At 69.7% G+C, this 26,378-nt stretch carries 26 protein-coding genes and 1 tRNA gene; 10 read left to right on the top strand and 17 right to left on the bottom strand.

The genetic code is table 11. The annotated features are described in order from the left end of the window. Position 1 precedes the first annotated feature (1 nt). From PIR02_14100 to PIR02_14075, 6 genes are all read left to right on the top strand, one after another. On the top strand, positions 2-568 hold the full coding sequence (locus PIR02_14100; protein ID WZH35892.1) for a gluconokinase: 567 nt from the start codon (positions 2-4) through the stop codon (positions 566-568). A 91-nt stretch (positions 569-659) separates the two neighbouring features. Further along, positions 660-2,264, top strand: coding sequence for an NADP-dependent phosphogluconate dehydrogenase (gene gndA / locus PIR02_14095; GenBank protein ID WZH35891.1), 1,605 nt, complete (start codon positions 660-662; stop codon positions 2,262-2,264). Between the two features lie 74 nt (positions 2,265-2,338). Further along, positions 2,339-2,764 (top strand): VanZ family protein, encoded by a 426-nt coding sequence (locus PIR02_14090; GenBank protein ID WZH39013.1) that lies wholly within the window; start codon positions 2,339-2,341, stop codon positions 2,762-2,764. 5 nt (positions 2,765-2,769) lie between these two features. Further along, entirely contained in the window at positions 2,770-3,504 is a 735-nt protein-coding gene (locus tag PIR02_14085) for a response regulator transcription factor (GenBank protein WZH35890.1), read from the top strand. 113 nt (positions 3,505-3,617) lie between these two features. Continuing rightward, positions 3,618-5,081, top strand: a complete 1,464-nt coding sequence (locus tag PIR02_14080; protein ID WZH35889.1) for an ATP-binding protein — start codon at positions 3,618-3,620, stop codon at positions 5,079-5,081. Beyond that, positions 5,072-5,197: a hypothetical protein gene (locus PIR02_14075; protein ID WZH35888.1), complete on the top strand. Its 126-nt coding sequence runs from the start codon at positions 5,072-5,074 to the stop codon at positions 5,195-5,197. Before PIR02_14080 ends, PIR02_14075 begins: the two co-directional genes overlap by 10 nt. 4 nt (positions 5,198-5,201) lie before the next feature. On the opposite strand, the gene PIR02_14070 is transcribed toward PIR02_14075, so the two are convergent. The 7 genes from PIR02_14070 to PIR02_14040 all read right to left on the bottom strand — a co-directional run bounded on the left by PIR02_14070 (position 5,202) and on the right by PIR02_14040 (position 12,324). After that, positions 5,202-6,215, bottom strand: a complete 1,014-nt coding sequence (locus tag PIR02_14070; GenBank protein WZH35887.1) for a YdcF family protein — start codon at positions 6,213-6,215, stop codon at positions 5,202-5,204. Between the two features lie 89 nt (positions 6,216-6,304). Beyond that, a complete protein-coding gene (locus PIR02_14065) occupies positions 6,305-7,858 on the bottom strand; it encodes a flavodoxin reductase (protein WZH35886.1) in 1,554 nt (517 codons plus the stop codon). 31 nt (positions 7,859-7,889) lie between these two features. Next, positions 7,890-8,768: an FAD:protein FMN transferase gene (locus tag PIR02_14060; GenBank protein ID WZH35885.1), complete on the bottom strand. Its 879-nt coding sequence runs from the start codon at positions 8,766-8,768 to the stop codon at positions 7,890-7,892. 5 nt (positions 8,769-8,773) lie between these two features. Next, positions 8,774-9,268 (bottom strand): hypothetical protein, encoded by a 495-nt coding sequence (locus tag PIR02_14055; GenBank protein ID WZH35884.1) that lies wholly within the window; start codon positions 9,266-9,268, stop codon positions 8,774-8,776. Positions 9,269-9,778: 510 nt separating this feature from the next. Then, the gene (locus PIR02_14050) at positions 9,779-10,813 is read right to left on the bottom strand and encodes a ribose-phosphate diphosphokinase (GenBank protein ID WZH35883.1); all 1,035 of its coding nucleotides are present in this window, start codon (positions 10,811-10,813) and stop codon (positions 9,779-9,781) included. Then, positions 10,803-12,251 carry a bifunctional UDP-N-acetylglucosamine diphosphorylase/glucosamine-1-phosphate N-acetyltransferase GlmU gene (glmU, locus tag PIR02_14045; GenBank protein WZH35882.1) on the bottom strand — a complete coding sequence of 483 codons (1,449 nt, stop codon included), beginning with the start codon at positions 12,249-12,251 and terminating at the stop codon, positions 10,803-10,805. The genes PIR02_14050 and glmU overlap by 11 nt, the downstream gene beginning before the upstream one ends. 1 nt (position 12,252) lies before the next feature. Then, positions 12,253-12,324: transfer RNA gene (locus PIR02_14040), tRNA-Gln, on the bottom strand. A gap of 146 nt (positions 12,325-12,470) precedes the next feature. Between PIR02_14040 and PIR02_14035 the strand changes: the two genes are divergently transcribed. Together PIR02_14035 and PIR02_14030 are read left to right on the top strand one after the other, a co-directional pair. Continuing rightward, complete coding sequence (locus PIR02_14035; GenBank protein ID WZH39012.1) at positions 12,471-12,923, top strand: MarR family transcriptional regulator; 453 nt, start codon at positions 12,471-12,473, stop codon at positions 12,921-12,923. Then, positions 12,920-13,432, top strand: coding sequence for a hypothetical protein (locus PIR02_14030; protein WZH35881.1), 513 nt, complete (start codon positions 12,920-12,922; stop codon positions 13,430-13,432). The genes PIR02_14035 and PIR02_14030 overlap by 4 nt, the downstream gene beginning before the upstream one ends. 32 nt (positions 13,433-13,464) lie before the next feature. Here the strand turns inward: PIR02_14030 and PIR02_14025 are convergent, their stop codons facing one another. From PIR02_14025 to mgrA, 8 genes are all read right to left on the bottom strand, one after another. Then, complete coding sequence (locus PIR02_14025; protein WZH35880.1) at positions 13,465-15,258, bottom strand: ABC-F family ATP-binding cassette domain-containing protein; 1,794 nt, start codon at positions 15,256-15,258, stop codon at positions 13,465-13,467. A 116-nt stretch (positions 15,259-15,374) separates the two neighbouring features. Continuing rightward, positions 15,375-16,292, bottom strand: a complete 918-nt coding sequence (locus PIR02_14020; protein WZH35879.1) for an ABC transporter substrate-binding protein — start codon at positions 16,290-16,292, stop codon at positions 15,375-15,377. A 38-nt stretch (positions 16,293-16,330) separates the two neighbouring features. Continuing rightward, positions 16,331-17,089 (bottom strand): ABC transporter permease subunit, encoded by a 759-nt coding sequence (locus PIR02_14015; protein ID WZH35878.1) that lies wholly within the window; start codon positions 17,087-17,089, stop codon positions 16,331-16,333. Continuing rightward, complete coding sequence (locus PIR02_14010; protein ID WZH35877.1) at positions 17,086-17,766, bottom strand: ABC transporter permease; 681 nt, start codon at positions 17,764-17,766, stop codon at positions 17,086-17,088. Before PIR02_14010 ends, PIR02_14015 begins: the two co-directional genes overlap by 4 nt. Next, on the bottom strand, positions 17,763-18,587 hold the full coding sequence (locus tag PIR02_14005) for an ATP-binding cassette domain-containing protein (GenBank protein ID WZH35876.1): 825 nt from the start codon (positions 18,585-18,587) through the stop codon (positions 17,763-17,765). Before PIR02_14005 ends, PIR02_14010 begins: the two co-directional genes overlap by 4 nt. 13 nt (positions 18,588-18,600) lie before the next feature. Beyond that, positions 18,601-18,903 carry a DUF427 domain-containing protein gene (locus PIR02_14000; GenBank protein ID WZH35875.1) on the bottom strand — a complete coding sequence of 101 codons (303 nt, stop codon included), beginning with the start codon at positions 18,901-18,903 and terminating at the stop codon, positions 18,601-18,603. A 136-nt stretch (positions 18,904-19,039) separates the two neighbouring features. Further along, positions 19,040-19,966 (bottom strand): 4-(cytidine 5'-diphospho)-2-C-methyl-D-erythritol kinase, encoded by a 927-nt coding sequence (locus PIR02_13995; protein WZH35874.1) that lies wholly within the window; start codon positions 19,964-19,966, stop codon positions 19,040-19,042. Next, complete coding sequence (mgrA, locus tag PIR02_13990) at positions 19,963-21,030, bottom strand: L-glyceraldehyde 3-phosphate reductase (protein WZH35873.1); 1,068 nt, start codon at positions 21,028-21,030, stop codon at positions 19,963-19,965. Before mgrA ends, PIR02_13995 begins: the two co-directional genes overlap by 4 nt. Before the next feature lie 113 nt (positions 21,031-21,143). On the opposite strand from mgrA, the gene PIR02_13985 reads away from it, so the two are divergent. Then, entirely contained in the window at positions 21,144-22,724 is a 1,581-nt protein-coding gene (locus PIR02_13985) for a stealth family protein (protein WZH35872.1), read from the top strand. On the opposite strand, the gene PIR02_13980 is transcribed toward PIR02_13985, so the two are convergent. Next, positions 22,675-23,610, bottom strand: coding sequence for a phosphodiesterase (locus PIR02_13980; GenBank protein ID WZH35871.1), 936 nt, complete (start codon positions 23,608-23,610; stop codon positions 22,675-22,677). The two genes, PIR02_13985 and PIR02_13980, sit on opposite strands and share 50 nt — an antisense overlap. A gap of 199 nt (positions 23,611-23,809) precedes the next feature. Then, positions 23,810-24,649 (bottom strand): 16S rRNA (adenine(1518)-N(6)/adenine(1519)-N(6))-dimethyltransferase RsmA, encoded by an 840-nt coding sequence (gene rsmA, locus PIR02_13975; GenBank protein WZH35870.1) that lies wholly within the window; start codon positions 24,647-24,649, stop codon positions 23,810-23,812. A gap of 57 nt (positions 24,650-24,706) precedes the next feature. Here rsmA and PIR02_13970 point away from each other — a divergent pair, with 57 nt between their 5' ends. After that, entirely contained in the window at positions 24,707-26,167 is a 1,461-nt protein-coding gene (locus PIR02_13970; GenBank protein ID WZH35869.1) for a sugar porter family MFS transporter, read from the top strand. Positions 26,168-26,378 lie beyond the last annotated feature (211 nt).

The raw sequence follows: 26,378 nt of genomic DNA, 5'->3' as shown, positions 1-26,378 counted from the left end.
CATGACATCTGCCCCGCTGGCATCGGCCCACGTCGAGGCGGAGAACTCCGCCGAACCTGCGGCATCCCCACCCATCCTCGTGTTCATGGGTCCCGCCGGGACCGGTAAGTCCACCGTGGCCGGCATGCTCGCCGGGCGTCTGGGGTGGGACTTCCAGGAGGGCGACGACCTGCACCCGGCCGAGAACGTCGCGAAGATGGCCTCCGGACACGCGCTGAACGACGACGATCGCTGGCCCTGGCTCGACCGTGTCGCCGCGTGGATCGACGGGCAGATCGCCGCCGGGCGCCCGGGCATCATCACGTGCTCGGCCCTCCGGCGCCGCTACCGCGACGTGCTGCGCCGCGACGATGTCACCTTCGTCCTTCTCATGGGCGATCCCGCCCTCGTGCTGGAACGCCTGCTGCGCCGCCAGGGGCACTACATGCCCCCGTCGCTGCTCACCTCGCAGTTCGAGACCCTCGAGATCCCGGATGCCGATGAGCAGGCGATCCGGGTAGACCTGGACCTGACCCCCCAGGAGCAGGTGCAGGAGGTCGTCGACCGCCTGCACCTCTCCCCCGCCTGAAACACGCGGGACCCGAGCCGATAAAGTGGCATCGGCAGCCCCAACGTGCGCCCTCACCCCCATTTCTCGCAGCCGATCTACGGAGCACTCAATGACGTCGACCCCCTCTCCGACCGGACCCTCGACCGACCAGGACCAGGCCCCGCACAAGGCCGCACAGGTGCACGAGGGTGCGCCCGGCATCGAAGAGGTCGAGCGCCCCACCGCCGAGGCGGACTCCCGCCCGGAGGGCGAGGGCGACGCCCGCGCGAACATCGGCGTCGTCGGGCTCGCGGTGATGGGCTCGAACCTGGCCCGCAATCTCGCCAGCCGCGAGGGCAACACCGTGGCCGTCTTCAACCGCAGCGCCGACAAGACCGAACACCTCGTCGAGACGCATCCCGAGGCGAACTTCGTCCCCTCCTTCTCCTACGAGGATTTCGCGGCGTCGCTGTCGGTCCCGCGCACCGCCATCATCATGGTCAAGGCCGGCCGACCCACCGACTTCGTCATCGACGAGCTCGTGAAGGTCTTCGAGCCCGGCGACATCATCGTCGACGGCGGCAACGCCCTGTTCACCGACACCATCCGCCGCGAGAAGGCCGTGCGCGACACCGGCATCAACTACGTCGGCATGGGTGTCTCCGGCGGCGAGGAGGGAGCCCTCCTCGGCCCTTCGCTCATGCCCGGAGGCTCGGACGAGTCGTGGATCACGCTCGGCCCGATCCTCAAGACCATCGCCGCCGTCGCCGAGGGCGAGCCCTGCGTGACGCACGTCGGCCACGACGGTGCCGGCCACTTCGTCAAGATGGTGCACAACGGCATCGAGTACGCCGACATGCAGCTCATCGCCGAGGCGTACGATCTCATCCGCCAGGCCACCGGCAAGACGCCCGCCGAGATCGCCAACGTGTTCGCCGAGTGGAACCGCGGCGAGTTGGAGTCGTACCTCATCGAGATCACCGCCGAGGTGCTGCGTCAGGTCGACGCCGAGACCGGCAAGCCGCTCGTCGACGTCATCCTCGACCAGGCCGGCGCCAAGGGCACCGGGGCGTGGACCGTGCAGACCGCTCTCGACCTGGGCGTTCCCGTCTCCGGCATCGCTGAGGCCACCTTCGCCCGTTCGCTGTCGAGCCACCCCGAGCAGCGCTCGGTCTCGCGCGACCTGCCCGGCCCCGACGACACCCTCGGTGTCGAGCACCTCACCGGTGAAGACGCCGACGCGTTCATCGAGCAGGTGCGCCTGGCCCTCTACGCGTCCAAGATCGTCGCGTACAGCCAGGGATTCGACGAGATCCGCGCGGGAGCCGCGCAGTACGGCTGGAACATCGACCTCGGTGCGGTGTCGAAGATCTGGCGCGGCGGCTGCATCATCCGCGCGCAGTTCCTGAACCGCATCGCGGAAGCCTACGATGCCGAGCCCGAGCTGCCCGTGCTGCTGACGGCACCGTACTTCGTCGAAGCCCTCGGGCGCGCGCAGGCGTCGTGGCGCAACATCGTGGCCCTCGCCGCCGCCGCCGGCATCCCGGCCCCGGCCTTCAGCTCGTCGCTGGCGTACTACGACGGCCTGCGTGCCGAGCGTCTGCCCGCGGCCCTCATCCAGGGTCAGCGCGACTTCTTCGGCGCCCACACCTACCGCCGCATCGACAAGGAGGGGACGTTCCACACCCTCTGGTCGGGCGACCGCACCGAGATCGAGGCCGAAGACACCCACTGAGGGTCAAGGGTCATCGAGCGCCGGAGCGCACCTTGACGACGCGGCGACGGGCTCTGCTCGTCGCCGCGTCGTGCGTGTATGCGTTGGGTGTGTGGTGGATGACACTGCGCCCGTCGATCTACGACGACGGGGTGGGTGGCATCCTGAACGCCGTCCTCCGCGGCCTTCGCGCGTGGCCTCCCACCGCGTGGATCACCTTCGACGTGGTGGAGTTCACCGCGAACGTGGCGATGTTCCTCCCCCTCGGCCTCCTCGCGATCGCCTGGGGAGGCCGGTGGTGGCACGGCGTCCTGATGGGCGCGCTCGTGAGCGCGACCATCGAGACGGTGCAATTGCTCTTCCTGCCGACGCGGGTCGCCGACGTCCGCGACGTCGTCGCGAACACGCTCGGCGCGGTCATCGGTGTGGCGATCGCGGGGGCTGTCAGCCGGCGACGATCCCGCTCTCAGGATTCCCATAACTCACGCCATAGAAAGCTCATAGATACGAGCGCACAATGAGTTCCATGACCGCGACCGCCGCCGCCCCCGCCTTCACCCGCCCCGACGGGAGCGCTCTGCGCGTGCTCGTCGTCGATGACGAGCAGATGCTCACCGACCTCCTGTCGATGGCGCTGCGGATGGAGGGGTGGGACGTGCGCACCGCGGGCTCGGGGTTCGACGCCCTGCAGGCCGCGCGCGATTTCGAACCGGATGCCATGGTGCTCGACATCATGATGCCCGACCTCGACGGCATGGCGGTCCTGCAGCGCCTGCGCCACTCGGGCAACGACGTGCCCGTGCTGTTCCTCACCGCGAAGGATGCCGTCGCCGACCGGGTCGCGGGTCTCACCGCCGGCGGTGACGACTACGTGACCAAGCCGTTCAGCCTCGAAGAGGTCGTGGCGCGCCTGCGTGGCCTCATGCGCCGCGCGGGCACCGCGCTGACGCGCGACTCCGAGCCGATCCTGCGGGTGGGCGACCTGTCGTTGAACGAGGACAGCCACGAGGTCGTGCGCGCGGGTCAGGAGATCGAGCTCACGGCGACGGAGTTCGAACTGCTACGCTTCCTCATGCGCAACCAGCGACGCGTGGTGTCGAAGGCGCAGATCCTCGACCGCGTCTGGAACTACGATTTCGGAGGCCGCTCGAGCGTCGTCGAGCTGTACATCTCGTACCTGCGCAAGAAGATCGACGCCGGTCACGAACCGCTCATCCACACCGTCCGCGGCGTCGGCTACATGATCAAAGCCCCGCAGTGACGATCCCTCCGCGGCCGGCTCCCCCGGCGGCGCCGCCCACCGACCCGACGAGGCCCGCCGACGTGGCATCCGGTCGCCGTCTGCGACGGCCGTGGAGTCTGCAAGCGCGACTGATGGCCACCGTCATCGGCATGGTCGCGTTCATCCTGATCATGATCGGCGTCTCCACCAGCGCGATCCTCAGCCAGGTGCTGCTGAACAACCTCGACGCGCAGGTCACCGACGTCGCCTCGGTGGCGCAACAGCGCATCTCGTTCCAGAGCACCGCGCAGCAGGTGCTGGATGCGGGCCCGTTCGACAACGGCACACTCTTGGTCATGAGCGCACGGCTCAACGGCCCGACCGGGGCGGTCGTCGACAACGGCACCTCTCGGGCCCTGGCATCCGACGAGATCGCACAGATCGTCGAGAGCCTGCGATCCTCGAACCCGAACGCGCGCACAGTGGAACTGCCGAATCTCGGCGAGTACCTCGTGAAGCCGTACTCATCCGGCGGCGATGACGTGCTGATCGTCGGGCTGCCCCTGTCCCAGGTCACCGGAACGATCGGGGCGATCCTCACCACCGTCGCCCTCGTCACCACGGGCGGACTCCTGCTTCTCGCCGTCGTGATCGCCCTCGTCATCCGTCTCGGCCTGCGGCCGCTGAAAGCCGTCGCCGAGACCGCCACACGGGTGGCCTCCATCCGCATGGATCAGGGCGACGTATCGATCACCGAGCGCGTGCCCGCCGAGCAGGTCGACGATCACACCGAGATCGGCCAGGTGGGTGCCGCCCTCAACACCCTCCTCGACCGCGTCGACGCGTCACTGTCCGCTCGCCAGCGCAATGAAGAGCTGATGCGTCGTTTCGTGGCGGATGCCAGCCATGAGCTGCGTACTCCCCTGGCATCCATCCGCGGTTTCTCGGAACTGTCCCTGCGTGCCATGCGTCAGGCGCACGACGACGAGTCGCGCCAGCGCACCACGATGGCCGTGGAGACCACCGAGCAGTCGCTCGAGCGGATCCAGGCGCAGTCGATCCGCATGACCACCCTGGTCGAGGACCTGCTCCTGCTCGCGCGACTCGACGAGGGGCAAGAGCTCGTCTACGGCACCGTCGATCTCACCCGGCTCGCCGTCGAGGCGGTGGGCGACGCCCGGCCCGCAGGTCCGGACCACGCGTGGAAGATCGATGTCGACGACCACCCCGTCGAACTGGCCGGCGATGCGTCACGGCTCCATCAGGTGGTCGCGAACCTCCTCGCGAACGCGCGCACGCACACCCCTCCCGGAAGCGAGGTGACCGTCTCCGTGGCCCGCGAAGGCGACGACGCGGTGCTCCGCGTGCACGACAACGGTCCCGGAGTCGACCCCGCCGTGGCTGCTCAGCTCTTCGAGCGCTTCGCCCGTGCCGACCGTTCGCGCGACCGGAAGACGGGCGGCACGGGGCTGGGCCTGTCGATCGCGCGCGCGATCGTGGAGGCGCACCGCGGCACCATCAGCGTGCGGAGCGAGCCCGGCGACACGACCTTCGAGGTGCGGCTTCCCGCGAAACCCGCCGATCCCACGCCACACGGGAGTGCCGAATGGACATGAAGATCGAGCTCATCCCGCAGCCTGTCGCCGACGTCCGCGACCTGGGTGGTGTCGCCTTCGCGTCGTTCCGCGACCCCGACGGCAATACGTGGGAGCTGCAGGAGATCCGCCGCTGAGCGGTCAGGTGAGGAAGACCGCCGCGTAGACACTGATCAGCGCCGCCCCGAAGACCAGGGCGAACAGGACGTGCATCCATCGCTGCCGGTTCAGGAGCGCGACGTACTCGCGGAGGAACGCGCTCGGCACGAAGTAGGCCGCGGTCCGGGCCCCGACGACGCGTGCGCCGGGGAAGGTGACCCGCGCCAGGAGGGCCGCGCGCAGCACGTGAAAGTCGCTCGTCACGATCAGCACCGGCCCCGTGACCCCCAGCTCGTCGATGATCGGACGCGAGAACTCGAGGTTCTCGCGCGTGTTGCGCGAGCGTGTCTCCGGCCGCACCAGGGCGTCCGGGATGCCGCGATCGCGGAGGTAGAGCGCCATCGCCTCACCCTCGGACCGGGGTTCGTCCGGACCCTGACCGCCGGACGGGACGAGCACCGGGGTGCCGCCGCCGGAAGCGTCGGTCTTCCGCCAGGCGGCGATCGCCCGTTCGAGACGTCCCCGTAGCAACGGCGGCACCTCGCCGCGGATGAGTCCCGAGCCCAGGACGATGATCGCGCGCGGGCGTCGCGGCACGGGGAGCGCGGCGTACAGCAGCGACGACAACAGGAAGGCGACGAACGCCGCCGCCGCGTACCCCGCGAGCAGGACGAGGACAGCGGCAACGAAGAAGCCGCCCAGCCCACCCCACGCGAGCAGTGACAGCAGGGCGATCGGGAAGACCAGCAGGCCGATGCCGGCGAGAAGCGACAGCAGGTTCGCCAGGCTCCGTCCCTCGTGCCGCAGCATCGTCACGCCGTTCGCGATGAGGAACACGGCCAGAACGAGCACGATCACCGGAACCGCGGCGGCGATGACGACCAGTGTCACCGCCGCAGCACGGGGATCGGACTGCACGAGCAGCTGCAGTCCGCCGAGCAGGGCGAAGACCACCGCGGCGACGAGCAGCGTCCCCTCGCGCAGTTGGGCGCGCTGCCGGGTGCGCGCCACGACGAAGGCGACGACGAGCAGAGCGGCGAAAGCCAGAAGGAGCATGTCGGCGACGCTATCCCGCCGCGCACGTCCCGCCCGGCACCGCGCGGGACCCGCCAGCCCTCTTCACACGCGACCTCACCCGCGTCGCCTCAATAGCCCGCGAAGGCGTCTGTCGTGAGCGACTTCGCGGTGGCGAGCGCCGGAGCGAGTGTCGAGATGAGGCGCGGCGGCCCCGACACGTACGCGGCGCGCTGCGCGATGTCGGGAACCGCGCGCAGCAGACCCTCGGCATCCACGCGATCGGGTCCCGCCCACGTCCACCCGGCCGGCAGATCCCGCGGCTCGTCCGGCGAGAAGACGACGACAGGGATGCCGCTGGCCGCGATGTCGTCGCGGAAGGCCAACTCCGCCGGATCGGACACGACGTACACCAGGACGGCGTCACGCCGTTGGCGGGTGGCGATCAGGTGACGCAGCTGCGAGACGAAGGGGGTCACCCCGATGCCCGCGGCGACCAGGAGCACCGGTGCGGTCGGGCGCGAGGGCAGGATGAAGTCGCCCCAGACGCCTGTCACGGCCAGCGTCGTCCCGGGGTCGACGGCCGCGAGGGCTTTCTTGTACGACGACTGCGAGCCGTCTTTGAACGCGATGCGCACCTCGGGCAGGTCCTCCGGTGCGGAGACGATCGAGAACTCGCGGCGCGTGCCGCGCGCATCGGGGCGGCGGTGCGGCACGTCGAGCTCGAGATACTGCCCCGGCGAGAACGAGAAGGGCCGCGACGCGTGGAACGTCAGTTCGCGCACGGTCGGCGTGAGGTCACGACGAGCCTCGACGCGCAGCCGGACCGCGGCCCGCAGGCAGAAGAGGAACGCCACGAGGTTGCCGAAGAGCAGCGCACGCTCCTGACCGAGGGTGATCGCACCGACCGCGATCGGCCAGCCCGCCAAGACACCCACCACGATCGCCACGACGTACTGCTGCACGCGCCGCGGGGGCAGGGTCAGAGGCTCGGACAGCATGAAGGCGCCGAGGAACAGGAAGGGCGACGAGAAGGCGACCTGCAACAGCACGGTCGGGACGTCGACGGGGAAGCCCGCCGACTGGAACTGGATCGTCGTCCGGATGAAGGCCACCGTCATCGCCACGACCCAGAAGGTCGCGACGATCGGAAGCTTGTCGGTGCGCAGCAGCAGGAGGACACCGAGCACGAGCACCGGGCCCGCCATCCACGGCGACCCGACCCACCAGGCGGACGAACCCAGGTCGGGTGCCCAGACGCTCACGATGGTCAGCACCGCCGCTCCCGTCGCGGCCGGGTTGAAGACATGACGTCCCCGCCACGCGAGGACGTACTTCGAGACGGATGCCACGACGCCCGCCAGCACGAGACCGACGAGACCGAGCGGCTCCAGCGTGGGCCGCAGGACGAACAGCAGGATGGCCGCGGTGATCAGGGAGGATTCCAGGCGGCGTGGTATCCGGAGCAGGCTCTGGGCGGCGAGATCCGTCGCCGCGCACGCCGCCGCGAGGACGACGGCGCTCACGACGATCTCGAGCGGCTGCGGACCGATCTGTCCCGCGAACGACAGCACGATCGCGATGACGGCGAGCAGACCCAGCGACGACATCACCAGGCGGTACATCGAGACGCGGCCGATCAGGCCGAGGACACGGGTCGAGCCCGCGGTGAGCGTGGCGCTCATGAAGTTCCCTTCCGAGGGTGGGGCGACGGGGTCACGCGAAGATCTCCCCGGCGAATCCGGGCGACCACTCCACGCGACCGTCCGTGGACATGCGGACCCAGTGCGCATTCCAGGAGGCCGCGAGTTCGGGTCCCCCGTCGAAGAACAGGGCGGTGGCGAGCGCGTCCGCACGCATCGCGGTGTCGGCCACGGCCCAGGTCGCGGCGAACGCGCGCACCGGAGCACCGGTGCGGGCATCGAGGACGTGGTGCAGGCCGTCCCCCCAGGCGCGGCGATTGATCGCCGAGGCGCACAGGGCACCGTCCGTCACGGTGACGACGCCGATCGCTCGGGTCGCGTCGTACGGGTGTTCGAGGGCGACGCGCACGGCTGCGCCGCGCAGCGCCATGTCACCCGATGCATCGACGACGATGTCGCCGTCGACGTGGTGCCGGAGCGTGTCGAGCACGAGATCCACGAGACGCCCCTTGCCCACCGCCCCGACATCGATCGTGACCGGTCGAGCCACGGCGAGCCGACCGTCACTCCACGTGAGGGTCTCGCGCCACGGCGGCACCGGCGCGGGGTCGCCCGACGGGACGAGACTCACGCGAGCGTCGTAGCCGAGACGGGCGAGGGCCTCACCGATCAGGGGGTTCACCGCCCCGGCCGTCGCCGCGTCGAGCTCGTCGTACAGCGAGAGCATCGCGTCGGCGTCGCTCGGTACGGGGACGGATGCCACGCGGCCCTCCGCGAGCGCCGAGACCGGGGAGTCGCCACGAAAGCGCGACCACTCGCGGTCGAAGCGCTCGACGACGCTCCACACCGCGTCGCGGGCGACCGAGTTCAGCGCGGACGCCGTCTCGATCGCCCACGACGTGCCGATCGCGTCGAAGGTCCAGGTCGGACCCGCGGCGAGCGGGGCGGTCATGACTCTCAGGCCTTGGCCTCGGTCTTGATGGTGTCGACGGCCTTGTTGAAGCCACCGCTGGTCAGCGACGAGCCCGCGACCTTGCTCACCGAGATCTCGTCGAGCTTCTTGCCCACGACCTCGTCCTTGATGCCGCCGATGAACTCGCTCTGGTAGCGCCGGGACTCGGCCGCCTGGGGGTCTCCGGTCACGGTCACGTCGGTGACGGTGTCACCGGCAACGGTGAGGGTGACGTCGACGGTCTCGACGCTCTCGGGGGTGGCGTACTGGCCCGTCGCCTCGTAGGTGCCGTCCTTGTACGTGCCCGACGCACTCGAACCGCCGGTGGCGGTGGTCGAGCTGGGCGCCGAGGTCGCCGCCGGAGCGGACGCGCTCTCGGCGGGAGCGGCGGCGTCGGTGGTCGCGCCGCCGGAGCACCCGGCCAGGGTCACGATGCCGGCGACGCCCAGCAGGGCGGTGCCGATGCGGACGGGACGGGGTACGGCTGTGGTGCGGATCATGAGGGTCCTCCTTCGGTCGTGCCTCGCGGCTCGTTCGTGCTCACGGTAGAGACACGACCTTGACGTCTCCCCGGTTCATTCTTTTGTGTCGGCTGTGCGAAGCACGTCGTTCCACGTGGACCGTCGCGCGGAGTTCTCGGCCGACACGCCGAGCCCGCGGCATCCCGAACCGGCGTGTCGGGCACGAACTCCGCACGATGGCACAACCCGGCGAGCCGCCCCGCGCGGTCTCGGGCCGGAAACCCCGCCCGGCCCGCGGTAGAACCCCACCCGACCCGACGGCACCACCCCCACCGTCGCGCGGAGTTCTCGGCCGGCACGCCGCCCCGCGGCATCCCGAACCGGCGTGTCGGGCACGAACTCCGCACGACGGCACAACCCGGCGAGCCGCCCCGCGCGGTCTCGGGCCGGAAACCCCGCCCGGCCCGCGGCAGAACCCAACCCGGCGAGCCGCCCCGGAAACGAGCTCAGCCGCCGCTTGAGGGCGACGGCTGAGAAGCGGGCGCCGGGTTACGCGTCGCCGCCGAACATGCTCGTGACCGAGCCGTCTTCGAAGACCTCGTGGACCGCGCGCGCGAGCAGCGGCGCGATCGGCAGGACCGTGAGGCCCGGGAAGCGGCGCTCGGGCGGAAGCGGCACGGTGTCGGTCACGACGACCTCGTCGATCGCGGGGTCCTGGAGCCGCTCGCTCGCCGGGTCGCTGAAGATCGCGTGCGTCGCCGCGACGATGACCTTGCGGGCGCCGCTCGCCTTGAGGGCCTGCGCGGCCTTCTGGATCGTTCCGCCGGTGTCGATCATGTCATCGACGAGCAGACACGTGCGGCCCTTCACGTCACCGACGATCTCGTGCACGGACACCTGGTTGGCGACCTTCGGATCGCGACGCTTGTGGATGATGGCCAGGGGTGCGCCGAGGCTGTCCGACCAGGTGTCGGCCACGCGCACGCGGCCCATGTCGGGCGAGACGACCGTGAGGGTCTCGCGGTCCTCGCCGTTGAGGCCCTGCTCGAAGTGCTCGAGCAGCACGGGCTTGGCGAAGAGGTGGTCGACGGGACCGTCGAAGAAGCCCTGGATCTGGGCGGCGTGCAGGTCGACGCTCATGATGCGGTCGGCGCCGGCCGTCTTCAACAGGTCGGCGACGAGGCGGGCGCTGATGGGCTCGCGACCGCGGCCCTTCTTGTCCTGGCGCGAGTACGGGTAGTACGGCGCGACGACGGTGATGCGCTTGGCCGAGGCGCGCTTGAGGGCATCGAGCATGATGAGCAGCTCCATGAGCCACTCGTTGACCGGCGGGCCGAACGACTGCACGACGAAGACGTCGCACCCGCGGATGGAGACCTCGAAACGCGTGTAGATCTCGCCCGAGGCGAAGGTGCGGTGCTCGGTCGGCGCGAGCTCGGTGCCGAGGTGCTCGGCGACCTGGGCGGCCAGCTCGGGGTGCGAGCGGCCGGACGCGACGACGAGGCGCTTCTTGGTCTTGGCGACGAGCCCGGGGGCGATGCCGTTGTCGCGGTCGAGGTCTACACGATTCTTCTTACGAGCCATCGGCCGCTTCCTGTTCAGCCCGAGCCCGCGCGGCCACATCGGCCGCTGCCGTACCCGGTCGGTTCTTCTCGACCCACCCCTCGATGTTGCGCTGGGGTGCCACGCTCAGGGCCAGTGCGCCGGGCGGGACATCCTTGCGGATGACTGCGCCGGCACCCGTCTTGGCGCCGTCTCCAATCGTAACCGGCGCGACGAAGACGTTGTGCGAGCCGCTGTGCACTTCGTCGCCGATCACGGTGCGGTGCTTGATGAGGTCGTCGTAGTTGGCGGTGATGGCGCCCGCGCCGAGGTTGACGCCCCGGCCGATGTCGGTGTCGCCGATGTATGACAGGTGCGGGACCTTGCTGCCCTCGCCGATCGAGGAGTTCTTCACCTCGACGAACGTGCCCACCTTGCCGTTCACGCCGACGCGGGCGTTGGCACGGAGGTAGGCGAACGGTCCGACGGTGGCGCCGGCTTCGACGACGGCCAGCGTCGCGTCGGCGCGGGTGATGGTGGCATCCTCCCCCACCTCGCAGTCGACGAGGCTCGTGTCGGGGCCGATCGTGGCACCCGACGCGATGACGGTGGCGCCGCGCACGTGCGTGTTGGGCAGGATCGTGACGTCGGGAGCCAGCGTCGCGGTGACGTCGATCCACGTGGTGGCCGGGTCGACGACGGTGACGCCCTCGAGCTGCCATCTCCGCACGGTGCGGGCGTTGAGGGTGCGCCCGGCCTCCGCCAACTGGACACGGTCGTTCACGCCGAGGGCGGCCGCGGCATCGGGGGTGACGGATGCCGCGACGCCGAGCTGCGCATCGCGGAGCAGACCCACCACGTCGGTGAGGTACTTCTCGCCCTGCGCGTTCTCGGTCCCCACGAGCGCCAGCTGGGTGCGCAGCGGCGCCGCCTGGAAGACGTAGACCCCCACGTTGATCTCGGTGACCGCGGCCTCCTCGGCCGTGGCATCCTTCTGCTCCACGATGCGACGCACGCCGTCCGCCTCGTCGCGCAGGATGCGGCCGTAGCCGAAGGGCTGGTCCACACGCGCGCTCAGCAGTGTCACGGCGGTCCCGCCGGTGCGGTGGGTGGCGAGCAGCTCGGTGAGCGTGCCGGTTTCGAGCAGCGGGACGTCGGCGCTGAGCACCAGGACATCACCCTCGAAGCCCTCGAGGGCGCCGAGAGCGGCCTCGACGGCTCGACCGGTGCCGGGGATCTCGTCCTGGTCGACGACGACGACCCCGGGTGCGAGTTCGGCGACCGTCTCGGCCACCTGCTCGCGCTCGTGGCGAACGACGACGACGATGCGGGCCGGGTCCAGGGATGCCGCGGTGTCGAGCACGTGCCCGACGAGCGGGCGTCCGCCCACGTGGTGCAGCACCTTGGGGAGGCGGGAGCGCATGCGGGTGCCCTGACCCGCAGCGAGGACGACGACGGCGAGCTCGGTCGGTGAGGTCATGCTCCGCCGCCAGGATTCGAACCTAGACCTAACAGCTCCAAAGGCTGTCGTGCTGCCGTTACACCACGGCGGATCGTGCCCGCGGGCACCGGACAAGTCTGCCAGACCCCGTCGCGTGTGTCGGCCCGGCGTGTCGGCCGGATACTCAGCCCTCGCCATAATGAGACCGTGAGCACGAACGGCGACAGCGACGAGGTGGACCGCATCGTCGACGCCTGGATGCGTCAGCGTCCCGATCTCGACTTCTCGCCGCTCGAGGTGCTCTCCCGGGTCGCGCGCCTGTCGCGCCACCTCGACATCGCCCGGAAGGAGGCGTTCCGTCGCAGCGACATCGAGTCGTGGGAATGGGACGTGCTCTCGGCGCTGCGCCGCGCGGGCGAGCCGTACCAGCTGAGTCCCAAGCAACTGCTGCAGCAGACCCTGGTCTCCAGCGGCACGATGACCAACCGCATCGACCGGCTCGTCGCCCGCCGGTTCGTGCGACGTGAATCCGACCCCGGCGACGGACGGAGCATCCTCGTGACCCTGACCGACGACGGCCGAGTACGCGTGGATGCCGCCATCACGCGCCTCGTCGATGCTGAAGCGCTGCTGTTGGACGGTTTGTCCCGCAGCGACCGCGACCGGCTCGCGACGTTGCTGCGCAAGCTCAGCATGGGATTCGACGCGTGAGCGCGACGGTGGAATCCCCGTCGGGGTGGCAGCGTGTCCGCGCGTGGTTCGACGTGCGCTTCCGTTCCCCCGCCGCGATCTACGGCCTCATCGTGTTCGCGGCGTTCGTGACGATCGCCGACGACCACGCGGAGTCGGTGTCAGACGTGCTGCTGAGCGCGTCGCTCTCACTCATCGTGTTCTTCATCGCGCATGTCTTCGCGCACACCCTCACCGAGCACGCGGAGCACGGGCTGCGGCACGCCACCCGCGAAGGGATCCGTCACGGTGCCGGCATGCTGTACGCCTCGGTGCCGTCGGTGCTCACACTGGTGATCGCCGACGCGACCGGCATGTCGGTCGACGATGCGGCGGAACTGAGCGGGTGGTCGACCTTCCTGGTCCTCGGAATCCTCGGCTACTTCGCGTACGCGAGGCGCAAGGCGAATCTGCTCGTACGCGTGCTCGGGGGATTCGCGACAGCGTGCCTCGGCCTGTTCATCGTCATCCTCGAGTACGCGGTGCACTGAGACCGGACGACGAGCGCGGCGGTGCCGCGGGCTCAGCCGATCGCCTCGGTGAGCTCGAACCACGTCGTCTCGAGCTCGTCGCGCTCGCTCTCGAGGGCGGAGATCCGCTGCATCTCCTTGCCCAGTCCCTCGTAGTCCGCCTGGTCGTGGTCGGCGAGAGCGGCCTTCGCTTTGTCGATCTGCTGCTCGAGCTTCTCGATGCGCCGCTCGGTCGCCGACGCCTCTTTCTGCGCGGCGCGCAGCTCAGCCCCCTGGAGGCCGGGAGCCGCGGAGCTGGAACCGGATGCCGCGGGGCGGGCGGGCGTGGCATCCTGGAGCGCCCGCAGTCGCAGGTACTCGTCGACTCCTCCGGGGAGGTGGCGGAGCTTCGTGTCGAGGATCGCGTACTGCTGGTCGGTGACGCGCTCGAGGAAGTACCGGTCGTGCGAGACGACGATGAGGGTGCCCGACCACGAGTCGAGCAGGTCTTCCATCGCGGCGAGCATGTCGGTGTCGAGGTCGTTGGTCGGCTCATCGAGAATCAGCACGTTCGGCTGGTCGAGGATGACGAGCAGCAGCTGCAGGCGCCGCTTCTGCCCACCGGAGAGGTCCTTGACCGGGGTGGAGAGCTGGGCGCTCGAGAATCCGAGACGCTCCAGCAGCTGCCCGGGGGTCAGCTCCTGCGCCTTCGACCCCGTCCCGAACGCGTAGGTGGTGCGGAGGTTCGAGATGACCACGCGCACCGGGTCGTTCAGGTGCTGGTCGAGTTCGTCCAACCGCTGGGTCAGCGTGGCGACCTTGACGGTCTTGCCGCGCTTCACCCGCCCACTGGTGGGCTCGAGCGAGCCGGTCACGAGGTTCAGCAGCGTCGACTTGCCGGCGCCGTTCACGCCCAGGATGCCGGTGCGCTCGCCCGGCGCAATGCGCCACTCGACGTCCTTCAGGACCGTCTTGTCGCCGTAGGCCACCCCCGCGTCGAGCAGGTCGACGACGTCCTTGCCGAGGCGCGCGACCGCGAGCGACTGGAGCGCCACCTCGTCGCGGATCTCGGGGACGTCGGCGATGAGCTCGTTGGCCGCGTCGATGCGGAACTTCGGTTTCGACGTGCGCGCCGGCGCCCCGCGGCGCAGCCACGCGAGCTCCTTGCGCGCGAGGTTCTGCCGACGCTGTTCGATGGATGCCGCCTGCCGGTCACGTTCGACACGCTGCAGGATGTACGCGGCGTATCCGCCCTCGAACGGCTCGACGATCCGGTCGTGCACCTCCCAGGTCGCGGTGCAGATCTCATCGAGGAACCACCGGTCGTGCGTCACCACGAGCAGACCGCCCGCGCTCGGCGCCCAGCGCTTCTTGAGGTGTCCGGCGAGCCACGTGATGGCCTCGACGTCGAGATGGTTGGTGGGCTCGTCGAGGAACAGCACGTCCCAGTCGCCGGAGAGCAGCTTCGCGAGAGCGACGCGGCGGCGCTGGCCGCCGGACAGGTCGCCGAGGCGTGCGTCCCAGGGCAGGTCGCCGAGGAGCCCCGCGATGACGTCGCGCGTACGGGCGTCACCCGCCCACTCGTGCTCGGCGCGATCGCCGACGACCGCGTGACCGATCGTGTCGTCGTCATCGAGGGTGTCCTGCTGGTCGAGCACGCCGACCGTCACCCCGCCGCGCACCGTGACACGCCCGCCGTCGGGCTCGCGGATGCCGGCGAGCATGCCGAGCAGGCTCGACTTGCCGTCGCCGTTGCGGCCGACGATGCCGATCCGATCACCCTCGTTGACACCGAGGGAGACGGAGTCGAAGACGACCTTGGTCGGGTATTCCAGGTGCAGGGCTTCGCCCCCGAGCAGATGTGCCATATCCATCCCAGGCTACGCGGTGCCCGGGCTCCGGCTGCGCGGTTCGGGTCACGGCATCCGGAGACGACGACGGGGCCGCCCGGCGAACCGGACGACCCCGTCGGGGAGGAAGAGACTCAGAGGCCGTTGGCCGAGAGCCATTCCTTCGCGATGTCGGCGGAGGACTCCTGGTCGACCGTCGACTTCACGTTGAGCTCGACGAGACCCTCGGGGGTGAGCTTCGCGCTGACCTCGTTCAGCACGTCGGACACCTCGGAGGCGATGCTCGAGTTGACGACCGGCACGACGTTCGACGCCAGGAACAGACCCTTGGGGTCGGTCAGGGTGACGAGGTTGTCGGTCTGGATGCGCGGGTCGGCGGTGTAGACGTTCGCGACCTGGATGGTGCCGGCGACGAGGTCGTCCACGGTGGTCTCACCGGTGGCCGAGAACTGCACGTTCACGCCGTAGGTCGACTGCAGCCCGGTGGGGCCGTAGGGACGCTCGGCGAGCTCGGCGTTGCCACCGAGGGTCAGACCCGACGTCACCTTGGCCAGGTCGGCGATCGAGGTCAGACCGTTCGCGTCGGCGAACGCCTTGGTGACGGTGTACGAGTCCTGGTCGGTCGCCGAGGACTGGTCGAGCACCTCGAGGCCCTCGGGAAGCGCGGCCGGGAGCGCCTTGTAGACGTCGTCCGAGGTGCGCGCGGTGGTGTACTTCTCGAAGAACTGGAGCAGGTTGCCGGTGTACTCCGGGAACACCGAGACGGTGCCGTCCTCGAGCAGCGGGATGTACGCATCGCGCTGGCCGATCTGGAACTGACGCGTGACGGTCTTGCCGGCGTTCTCGAGCGCCTGGGCGTAGATCTCGGCGATGATCTCGTTCGAGTAGTACGCCTGCGAGCCGACGACGATCGTGTCGGAGGAAGCGGAGGCGTCGCCGCCGCCGTTGCTGAGCGGATCGCTCGATCCGCCGCCGCAACCGGCGAGGGCGAGCGAGGCGACCGCGAGGCCGGCGAAGAGGCCGAGGCCCTTCCGGGTTCGTGCTGTGAACATGGGTGCTCTCTTTTCTGGTGATGCGGGATTCGGATGGGTCAGGAAGTCGCCGGTGGCGCGGTGGGCGCTCCGACGACGAGGGCATCGGCGCGACGCTGGCGTGCCGAGCGCCGTTGGGGCTGGGCGGCGCCGGCGACACGGATGCCGCGGGGCACGACCAGGTGCTGGAGGAGGGCGAAGAGCCCGTCGATGACGAGCGCGAGAACGGCGACGAGGATCGCGCCGCCGATCAGCATGTCGAACCGGCGGAGCGGGATCGCGGCGATGATGTACTGCCCGAGGCCGCCGAGGCCGATGTAGGCGGCGATCGTCACGGTCGCGAGCACCTGCAGGGTCGCCGCGCGGATGCCGCCGACGAGCAACGGCAGTCCGAGCGGGACCTCGATGCGCCAGAAGATCTGCATCTCGGTCATGCCCATCGACCGCCCGGCGTCGATGACGCGGCGGTCGATCGCCTCCAGACCGGTGTAGGCACCGGCGAGGAGGGAGGGGATCGCGAGGATGACGAAGGAGATGACCGCCGCCTCCGGCTTGTGCAGGACTCCCAGAAGAAGGGTCAGCAGGATGAGCAGACCGAACGACGGGATCGCGCGCGCAGCCCCCGAGATCGCGACCGCGGTCTCCCGAGCCTTGCCGGAGTGCCCGATGAACCAGCCGGCAGGAATGGCGATCGCCCCAGCGATCAGGATGGCGACGACGGTGTACAACAGCTGCACACCGACGGCCACGGGAATCGAGTCGTAGGGACTCTGGTCGCCGGAGAAGATCCAGGTGATCGCCTCGCCGATGAGGTTCATGCCTTCACCAACGTCCGGTTGGAGATGCGCGAGACCGTCCGCGTGCCGCGCGTCCACGGCATGAGCAGGCGTCCGGCGACGACGAGGAGCAGATCGATCACGAGCGCGAGCACGACGACCGCGATGACGCCGGCGAACACCTCGGGGATGATGCGCCGCTGCAGGCCGTTCGTGAACAGGTATCCGAGGTTCTGGATGCCGACCAGGATGCCGACCGTGGCGAGGGCGATCGTGCTGGCCGAGGTGACGCGAAGCCCGGCGAGGACCACGGGGCCCGCGAGCGGGAACTCCACCGCCCAGAAACGCCGGAACGAGCCGTATCCGATCGCGGTGGATGCCTGTCGAACCCCGGCATCCACCGAATCAAGCCCGTCCGCGACCGCTCGCACGAGGATCGCGACCGCGTAGATCGCCAGGGCGACGATGAGGTTCGTCTCGCTCACGATCGTGTACCAGCCCGTGACGACGGGAAGCAGGATCAGGAGCGCGAGCGACGGGATCGTATAGAGCAGCCCGGTCACGGTGATGACGCTGCTGCGCACCAGCCGATAGCGCCACGCGACCCACCCGAGCGGGATGCTCACGACGAACCCGACCACGAGGGCGATGAGGCTCTGACGCAGGTGCAACAGCGTCAGTTCCCCGATCAATTCGAGGTTGTTGCCTACCCAGTTCACGACCGGGAATCCTCCACGAGAGCACCCTGCGTGCGACCCTCGGCGTCGACCACGACCGTGCCGGTCGGAGTCTGCTTCAGGTGCAGAGCGCGCTTGCCCTTCACGGCGCCGATGAAGCTCGCCACGAAGTCGGATGCCGGGTTCTCGACGATCTCGCTCGGCGAGCCGACCTGCGCGATGTGCGCGCCCTTTTCGAGGATCACGACCTGGTCGCCCAGGAGGAACGCCTCATCGATGTCGTGCGTGACGAAGACGATCGTCTTGCCGATCTCGTCCTGGAGGCGGATGAGCTCTTGCTGGAGTTCGTCGCGCACGATCGGGTCGACGGCGCCGAAGGGCTCGTCCATCAGGAGGATGTTCGGATCGGCCGCGAGCCCTCGTGCCACACCCACACGCTGCTGCTGCCCGCCGGAGAGCTGGCTCGGGTAGCGGTCGGCCATGGCGGTGTCGAGGCCCACGGTCTCCATGAGCTCGAGCGCCCGCTTCCGCGCGGTCTTGCGGTTCTGTCCCTGGAGCACGGGGACCGTGGCGATGTTGTCGGCCACCGTGAAGTGCGGGAGCAGACCGGAGTTCTGCATGACGTAGCCGATGCTGCGGCGCAACTGCACCGCGGGCTTGCCGCCGATGTCGTCGCCGTCGATCGAGATCGTGCCGGATGAGGGCTCGACCATCCGGTTGATCATCCGCAGCAGGGTCGTCTTGCCACAGCCCGACGACCCGACGAACACGGTCGTCTGACGGGACGGGATGACGAGGCTGAACTCGTCCACGGCACGGGTGCCGTCGGGGAAGACCTTCGAGACGGTCGAGAATTCGATCATGGTGTTCCCGACCTCAGTCGGAGACCACGACCTTGCGGTCGAAGGCCACGTAGCCGGCGAAGTCTTTCCCGACACGCTCGACCGCCCCCGGGCGGAGGTCGGGGTACGACCACGCACCGTCCGTCAGCTCCGCGCCCTCGAGAGCGATGTTCCAGTACTGCGCCGCCCCCTTCCACGGGCACGTGTACGGCGTGGGGCTCTGCTGCAGGGCACCCTCGCGGACGGCCTGCGGCGGGAAGTACCAGTTGCCCTCGATCGAGGCCAGGTCGTCACGGTCGGCTTCGGCGATCACGACGCCGTCGAGCACTGCCTTCATGGGAAACCCCCTTCGTGGCGTCCCGCGGGCACGGCACCCAGCGGTGGAGCAACCACCTCGACCGAGGCTAACGGGGCTCGTGTTGCGCGAATCGAACATTGCCCTGTGTGTCGGGCTGGTCTATGGTGCGGGGCGTTCAGAGCACCCGGGCGCCACCGACGGGGCCGTGCACGTGCAAGGCGACGAGGCCCGCCGCGCTCAGGGTGACCTGGAGGTCGATCGCGGACTCTTCGTCGGCGGCGAGGAAGGCCAGCGTGGGTCCCGACCCCGAGACGAGGCCCGCGAGCGCCCCCGAGCTCTCGCCGCGCTCGAGCACGCGGGCGAGGTCGGGGCGCAGGTGCAGAGCGGGCGCCTGCAGATCGTTGCGCAGCGACGCGGCGAGCATCTCGGCGTCGCCCTGACGCAGTGCGTGGAGCACCTCGGTCGCCACCGCCGGCACGCGTGGCGCGGGGCCGATGTCGACGGCGTGGCGCTCGCGATGGGCGTCGAGCTCGCCGTACACGACGGGCGTCGACATCCCGACCTCGTTGGGCACCAGGACCCAGTCGAAACGTCCCCGCGCGAGGGCGGGGCTCAGCTCGTCTCCGCGGCCGGTGCCGACCGCGGTTCCGCCGAGCAGGGCGAAGGGCACGTCCGCACCCAGCTGAGCGGCCAGCCGCGCGAGATCGGACGTCGGCATCCCGAGTCCCCACAGCGCGTCGCACGCGACGAGTGCCGCCGCTGCGTCGGCAGAGCCCCCACCCATGCCGCCCGCGACGGGCACGGCCTTGACGACCGAGAGGTGCACGCCGCGATCGATGCCCGCGGTCTCGGCCAGCAGACGCGCCGCGCGAACGGCGAGATTGCTGTCGTCGGTGGGTACGCCGTCGATGTCGACGGGACCGCGAGCCGCGACCTCGATGGTGACGTCGTCGGCGGGCGTCGCCGTCATCTCCTCGTAGAGGGAGACGGCCTGATAGGCCGTGGCCACGTCGTGGTACCCGTCGTCCTTGACGTCGCCGACCTCGAGGAAGACGTTGATCTTGCCCGGGGCACGGACGCGGACCGAAGCAGCGGAGCTCATGATGTCGACGACGTCCGCCACAGGTCGACGTCGGCAGCCTCGGACAACGCGTCGATGCGCTCGAGCTCGTCGGCGTCGAAGGCGGGGCCGTCCAGCGCCGCGAGGTTCTCGTCGAGCTGCTGCGTGCGCGAGGCACCGATGAGAGCGGATGCCACGGTCTCGTCGCGAAGGACCCATTGCAGCGCCATCTGGGCCAGCGTCTGTCCGCGTTCCTTCGCGATGACATCGAGGCTGCGCAGCGCCGAGAGGGCGGCGTCCGTCAGCATCCGGTCGGGCAGGGAAGAACGCTTCTGGGACCGCTCGGCTTCGCCGTCACCGAGGTACTTGTCGGTGAGGAGACCCTGCGCGAGCGGGGTGAAGGCGATCGCGCCCATGCCCTCCTGCCGGAGCGTGGCCGTGAGGCCGTCCTCGACCCAGCGGTTCAGGATCGAGTACGACGGCTGATGGATGACCAGCGGCGTGCCGAGGGAGCGGGCGACGGCGGCGGCTTCGGCCGTGCGCTCCGCGCTGTACGACGAGATGCCGACATAGAGCGCTTTGCCCTGGCGCACCAGGGTGTCGAGCGCCCCGACGGTCTCTTCGATGGGCGTGACAGGGTCGACGCGGTGCGAGTAGAAGATGTCGACGTAGTCGACGCTCATGCGGGTGAGCGACTGTTCGGCGCTCGCGAGCAGATACTTCCGCGACCCCCAGTTGCCGTAAGGCCCGGGCCACATGTCGTAGCCGGCCTTGGACGAGATGATGAGCTCGTCGCGGTACCGACCGAAGTCCTCGCGCATCATGCGACCGAAGTTCGTCTCGGCGGAGCCGTAGGGCGGGCCGTAGTTGTTCGCGAGGTCGAAGTGCGTGATGCCGCGGTCGAACGCGTGTCGCAGCACTTCCCGCTGGCGGTCGAAGGGCACGTTGTCGCCGAAGTTCCACCACAGCCCCAGCGAGATCGGCGGGAGGTAGAGACCGCTCCGACCCACCTGCCGGTATGCGACACTGGAATGTCGCGCATCCCGCGCGCTGTAGGGCCGGTGAAGGTCAGGTACGTCCGGGCCGAATCGAGCGGGATCAGTCACTCTTCGACAGTAGCGCGCCCACCCCCCTGCGTCGGCACCGATGCCGAAACGCTCCCGTAACGCCGAGTATCTACGGTGGACGGATTCCCACTCGACCCCTGAGGAGGCCGCATATGCGCTCGATCGTTCCCCTTCCGATCGACACCGATCCCTGGCGGGCTCTTCTTTCGCGCTCCGATATCCGGATGCTCGACGGCATCCTGCACGTCGTCGACGATTCCGCCACGCCCTCGGATGCCGAGCGCGCCGACCTGCTGAGCGTGGCCGAGGCCATCGAGAGCGCCGGGGTGTCGGTCATGCTCGTGCGCGACGCGAACCGTCGACCCAAACTCGTCGTCGACACCCTCGACGCTGCTACCGCGCTGGCGGCCCTCCGCGACCCCGAGCTCGGACCGGTCTACCTCAAGGCGCGCGGAGAAGACCCCGTCCCCGCCCACAGCGTGGCCCCCTCCCCCGGCTCGGTCGAGGCCTACGCCGTGTTCCGTCCGCGCACCTCGACCGAGGGCTCGTACCGGTACGGATCGGCGCTGGCCCCGCGGCTGGAGTTCTGGCGCTTCGGCGAGAAGACCATCGAAGCGCCGCGCCCCAGCGCTCTGACCCGTCGCCGCTTCGCCCGAGCCGACCTCGACCTCGTCGAGGTGGAGCGCTACGGCCGCCGCTGGCAGACGGTCGCGGGCATGTTCGACCCGCACCCCAAAGAGTTCGTCGGCGACATCGACATGGTCTTCTCGTGGGTCGACGGATCCTCTAGCGAGTTCCAGCGTCAGCGCGCCGCGCGGATGCAGGGGTACGTCGTGGGCGACGGCGATGACAACGCGGCCCGCTACCGCCAGGTCGACGAACTGCGGTACGCCCTGCGGAGCGTCCACATGTACGCGCCATGGGTGCGCCGCATCTTCATCGCCACCGACTCCCCCACCCCCGAATGGCTCGCCGACCATCCGAAGGTGACGATCGTGCGCAGCGAGGAGTTCTTCGCCGACCCCTCGGTGCTGCCCACGCACAACTCGCACGCGGTCGAGGCGCAGCTGCATCGCATTCCGGGCCTCGCCGAGCACTTCCTCTACAGCAACGACGACATGTTCTTCGGCCGGCCGGTGACGCCGGAGCTGTTCTTCAGCGGCGGGGGCGTGAGCCGCTTCGTGGAGAGCGGCATCCGGATCGGCACCGGGGCGGCACACGTCGACCGTTCGGGCCACGACAACGGCCTCCGCGTGAACCGGGCCCTGCTGAAGGAGCGGTTCGGCCGGGTCATCACGCTCGACCTCGAGCACTGCGCGACGCCGCTGCGCCGCTCGGTCGCGTTCGAGCTCGAGCAGGAGTTCGCCGACGACTACGCCCGCACGGCCGCGAGCCGCTTCCGCTCCGCGACCGACATCTCGGTCACGAACAGCCTGTACCACTACTACGCACTCGCCACGGGGCGTGCGGTGGTCACGACCGAGCCGCGTACCCGCTACGTGCAGACGACGCAGCTCGACTCTCTGCGCACGATGGAACGTCTGGTCTCGCGCCGCGACACCGACATGTTCTGCCTGAACGACGGCAGCGTGCCCGAGATCCCCGAGGAGGTGCGCGTTCCCGCGCTGCGCGCGTGCCTCGAGCGGTACTTCCCCGTGGCGGCGCCGTGGGAGAAGCCCGCGGTCAGCGCAGAACCGGCAGCGGCGTCGTCGGCGGCGACACCCGCCCACTGAGCCCACGGTTCGCGGGCACGACGACGCCGGCCGCGCGCAGGCGCTCCTGCGATTCGGCGGCATCGACGTACTGCAGCTCGTCGGCGGCACCGAGGGGAACCACCGAATGCACGATCGTCTCGTCGTAGACGTGCACGAGGTTGAAGCCCTGCGCACCGTCCTGCGGGCGCGTGCCGCCCACCGGGACCATGAGGTCCTGCGTGTAGCACGTGGCCGAGGCGACCGACACCGGGATGCCGGCGAAGGTCGCGAACGTCGAGTAATGCAGGTGTCCGGCGAGGATCGCGCGCACGTCGGTGCCGCGGAGCACCGCCGCGAGGCTGCGCTGGTCGCGCAGTTCGACCGACGCGGCGAGGTCGAGCACGCTCGGCACCGGCGGGTGGTGCAACGCGAGGATCGTGCCCAGTGGCGCGGGGGTCGCGAGCACGTCGGCCAACCACTCCAGCTGTGCGGCGGACACCTCACCGTGGTGGAAGCCGGGGACCGAGGTGTCGAGCGTGACGATCCGCAGGCCGTCGAACTCGTCGACACGGTCGACCGGGGCCGTGGGGTCGGCGGTGTCGTCGGGAAGCAGGTGGGAGCGGAACGTCGCACGGTCGTCGTGGTTTCCCATGACCCACACGATCCGCGTGTCGAGACGCTCGGCGAGCGGCTCGACGAGGGCACGCACGCGGTCGTAGGCGTCTGCCTCACCGAAGTCGGCCAGGTCACCGGTGAACACGAGCGCGTCGGGACGGACCCCGGATGCCTCGATCGCGGCGACGGCCCGGGCGAGATAGCCCTCGGAGTCGACGTTGTCGTACAGCGGTGCACCACCGGCGCGAAGGTGGGTGTCGCTCAGGTGCAGAAGCACCCGTTCGGCTGCGGGGTACTCGGCGTAACGCATCTCGTTCCTCTCGGGTCGTCGGGTACGACCTCGTGACCGGCGTGATGCTCCCGGTTGCCATCGAATGTTACAGACATGTTTCGGAACGCGCGATGAACACGTCGAGAATTCGCCGAGACGCACCACCCCAGCGGTGGGCAACCGCCCCCGCGCGTCAGAGCGTGGCGCGGGGCGCGTCAGAGAGCGGCGCGGCGCGGCGTCAGAGAGCGGCGATGCGGGCGTAGTCGTCGACCGTGAGCTGCTCGCCGCGAAGCGTCGGGTCGACGCCGGCGGCCTCGAGCTGGGCCGACGCCTCGGCGGCCGTTCCGCCCAGGACGCTCGAGAGCGCCTGCCGCAGCATCTTGCGACGTTGCTGGAATGCGGCATCCACGATCCGGAAGGTGCGGCGCCGGTGCTCCTCGGTGCCGCGGGGGTCGGCATCCCTCTCGAAAGCGACGAGCGCGCTGTCGACGTTGGGCACAGGCCAGAACACCTGGCGCGACACCGTGCCCGCGAGGCGCCATGTGCCGTACCAGGCCGCTTTGACGCTCGGGGCGCCGTAGACCTTCGATCCCGGCGGGGCGGCGAGGCGCTCCCCCACCTCGGCCTGCACCATGACGACGCCACTGCGCAGGTACGGGAACGTCTCGAGGAAGTGCAGCAGCACCGGTACCGAGACGTTGTACGGCAGGTTGGCCACGAGGACGGTCGGCTCGCCCGGGAGCGCGTCGACGCGGAGGGCGTCGGCGTCGATGACCGTCAGCCGATCGGCGGGCACGTCGTGCGCGGCTGCGGTGGCGGGCAGCCGCTCGGCGAGGCGGTGGTCGATCTCGACCGCGACGACCGAGGCCCCGGTCTCGAGGATCGCGAGGGTGAGCGAGCCGAGCCCGGGACCGATCTCGACGACCCGGTCGGATGCCGAGACCCCGGCGACCTGGACGATCTTGCGCACCGTGTTGGCGTCGACGACGAAGTTCTGCCCGAGCTTCTTGGTGGGGGTGACATCGAGGTCGGCGGCGAGCCGGCGGATCTCGGCGGCACCGAGGAGCGAAACGGGCATTGTTCCACTGTAGTCAGCCTCCCGCCAGGGGCAGGGCGAGAGGAGTACCGTAGCCGGGTGAGTCAGACGCAGTCGATCCCCGCCAACGCCTTCACCCTGCGCAGTCCCTTCGGCCGACGAGCGATCGTGCTCTCGGTCGCGGCGGCGGTCGGCGGATTCCTGTTCGGCTTCGACTCCTCGGTCATCAACGGGGCCGTGCAGTCCATCGAGACCGAGTACACCAAAGTCCCGACCCTCACCGGGTTCGTGGTCGCGATCGCCCTCATCGGGTGCGCGATCGGCGCGATAGCCGCCGGCGCCCTCTCCGACCGCTTCGGCCGCCTCAAGGTCATGATGGTCGGCGCCGTCCTGTTCCTCGCCTCGTCCGTCGGCTCCGCGCTGACGTTCAGCGTGCTCGACCTCACCATCTGGCGCGTCATCGGGGGGCTCGGCATCGGCATCGCCTCGGTCGTCGCTCCGGCGTACATCGCCGAGGTCGCACCCCGGCAGATCCGCGGCAGTCTCGCGTCGCTCCAGCAGCTCGCGATCACCCTCGGCATCTTCGCGGCCCTGCTCAGCAACGCCCTGCTCGTGGGAGCCGCCGGTGGCACCGCCGACAACCAGCTCTGGTGGGGCCTCGAGGCCTGGCGATGGATGTTCCTCGTCGGCGTCATCCCCGCCGCGGTCTACGGACTCCTCGCCTTCACGATGCCCGAGTCGCCTCGTTTCCTGCTGGCGCGAGGCCGCTCCGACGAGGCCCGGGCCATCTTCGCCCGCCTCGTGCCCCCGGCCGACCTCGACAAGACCATCAACGACCTGACCACCGCGATCGAGACAGACCGCAAGAACAAGGGTGCGTCGCTGGCCGGGAAGGCCCTCGGCCTGCAGCCCATCGTCTGGATCGGCATCATCCTGTCGGTGTTCCAGCAGTTCGTCGGCATCAACGTGATCTTCTACTACTCCACCAGCCTCTGGCGCGCGGTGGGCTTCGACGAGAGCGACTCCCTGCTGATCGGCGTGATCACCTCGGTCACCAACGTCCTCGTGACCCTCATCGCCATCTGGCTGGTCGACCGGGTCGGTCGCAAGCCCCTGCTGCTCGTCGGATCGGCGCTGATGACCCTCTCCCTGGGCGCGATGGCCCTGGCCTTCTCCTTCGCGACCGGCTCGGGCACCGACGTCTCGCTACCCGGTGTCTGGGCACCGGTCGCGCTCGTCGCCGCCAACCTCTTCGTCGTCGGCTTCGGCGCCTCGTGGGGTCCGCTCGTGTGGGTCCTCCTGGGCGAGATCTTCCCGAGCCGCATCCGCGGCAAGGCGCTGGGTGTCGCCGCCGGCGCGCAGTGGCTCGCCAACTTCCTCGTCTCGTGGAGCTTCCCGCAGCTGGCCGACTGGTCGCTCGCCGTCACGTACGGCGGTTACGCGTTCTTCGCCGCGCTGTCGTTCGTCTTCGTGCTCTGGAAGATCCCCGAGACCAAGGGCATGGAGCTGGAGCAGACCGAGACCCTGTTCGTCCGGAAACCGAAGAAGCAGAAGGCCTGAAAGGACCCCGTCATGACCAACAACTCGAAGTCGCACGAAGAGATCCGCGAAGAGCGCGAGGCCGCCCAGAAGGAGAAAGACCGTCTCGAACGCGCCGAAGAGGCGCGCCTCGACGACGAGAAGCGCTGAGCGACCGCTCACGGAGGTCGGCATCCCCCGGGGTGCCGACCTCCGTCGTTCCCGGACCTACCTGGCGCGCGCACGACCTCGG

The sequence above is a fragment of the Microbacterium enclense genome (assembly GCA_038182865.1).
GTDB lineage: Bacteria > Actinomycetota > Actinomycetes > Actinomycetales > Microbacteriaceae > Microbacterium > Microbacterium enclense_B.
The sequence above is the reverse complement of the archived record's forward strand: the minus strand, read 5'-3'. Positions and strand labels throughout refer to the sequence as shown.

Coding starts and splice junctions, on each gene's coding strand:
- glmU (WZH35882.1), bottom strand. CDS start 12,251: ATGACCTCACCGACCGAGCTCGCCGTCGTCGTCCTCGCTGCGGGTCAG.
- PIR02_14080 (WZH35889.1), top strand. CDS start 3,618: ATGGCCACCGTCATCGGCATGGTCGCGTTCATCCTGATCATGATCGGC.
- PIR02_14070 (WZH35887.1), bottom strand. CDS start 6,215: ATGCTCCTTCTGGCTTTCGCCGCTCTGCTCGTCGTCGCCTTCGTCGTG.
- rsmA (WZH35870.1), bottom strand. CDS start 24,649: ATGCCCGTTTCGCTCCTCGGTGCCGCCGAGATCCGCCGGCTCGCCGCC.
- PIR02_14060 (WZH35885.1), bottom strand. CDS start 8,768: ATGACCGCCCCGCTCGCCGCGGGTCCGACCTGGACCTTCGACGCGATC.
- gndA (WZH35891.1), top strand. CDS start 660: ATGACGTCGACCCCCTCTCCGACCGGACCCTCGACCGACCAGGACCAG.
- PIR02_14020 (WZH35879.1), bottom strand. CDS start 16,292: ATGTTCACAGCACGAACCCGGAAGGGCCTCGGCCTCTTCGCCGGCCTC.
- PIR02_14000 (WZH35875.1), bottom strand. CDS start 18,903: ATGAAGGCAGTGCTCGACGGCGTCGTGATCGCCGAAGCCGACCGTGAC.
- PIR02_14005 (WZH35876.1), bottom strand. CDS start 18,587: ATGATCGAATTCTCGACCGTCTCGAAGGTCTTCCCCGACGGCACCCGT.
- PIR02_14015 (WZH35878.1), bottom strand. CDS start 17,089: ATGAACCTCATCGGCGAGGCGATCACCTGGATCTTCTCCGGCGACCAG.
- PIR02_14085 (WZH35890.1), top strand. CDS start 2,770: ATGACCGCGACCGCCGCCGCCCCCGCCTTCACCCGCCCCGACGGGAGC.
- PIR02_14065 (WZH35886.1), bottom strand. CDS start 7,858: ATGAGCGCCACGCTCACCGCGGGCTCGACCCGTGTCCTCGGCCTGATC.
- PIR02_14075 (WZH35888.1), top strand. CDS start 5,072: ATGGACATGAAGATCGAGCTCATCCCGCAGCCTGTCGCCGACGTCCGC.
- PIR02_14025 (WZH35880.1), bottom strand. CDS start 15,258: ATGGCACATCTGCTCGGGGGCGAAGCCCTGCACCTGGAATACCCGACC.
- PIR02_13985 (WZH35872.1), top strand. CDS start 21,144: ATGCGCTCGATCGTTCCCCTTCCGATCGACACCGATCCCTGGCGGGCT.
- PIR02_14055 (WZH35884.1), bottom strand. CDS start 9,268: ATGATCCGCACCACAGCCGTACCCCGTCCCGTCCGCATCGGCACCGCC.
- PIR02_14035 (WZH39012.1), top strand. CDS start 12,471: ATGCGTCAGCGTCCCGATCTCGACTTCTCGCCGCTCGAGGTGCTCTCC.
- PIR02_13995 (WZH35874.1), bottom strand. CDS start 19,966: ATGAGCTCCGCTGCTTCGGTCCGCGTCCGTGCCCCGGGCAAGATCAAC.
- PIR02_13980 (WZH35871.1), bottom strand. CDS start 23,610: ATGCGTTACGCCGAGTACCCCGCAGCCGAACGGGTGCTTCTGCACCTG.
- PIR02_14100 (WZH35892.1), top strand. CDS start 2: ATGACATCTGCCCCGCTGGCATCGGCCCACGTCGAGGCGGAGAACTCC.
- PIR02_14050 (WZH35883.1), bottom strand. CDS start 10,813: ATGGCTCGTAAGAAGAATCGTGTAGACCTCGACCGCGACAACGGCATC.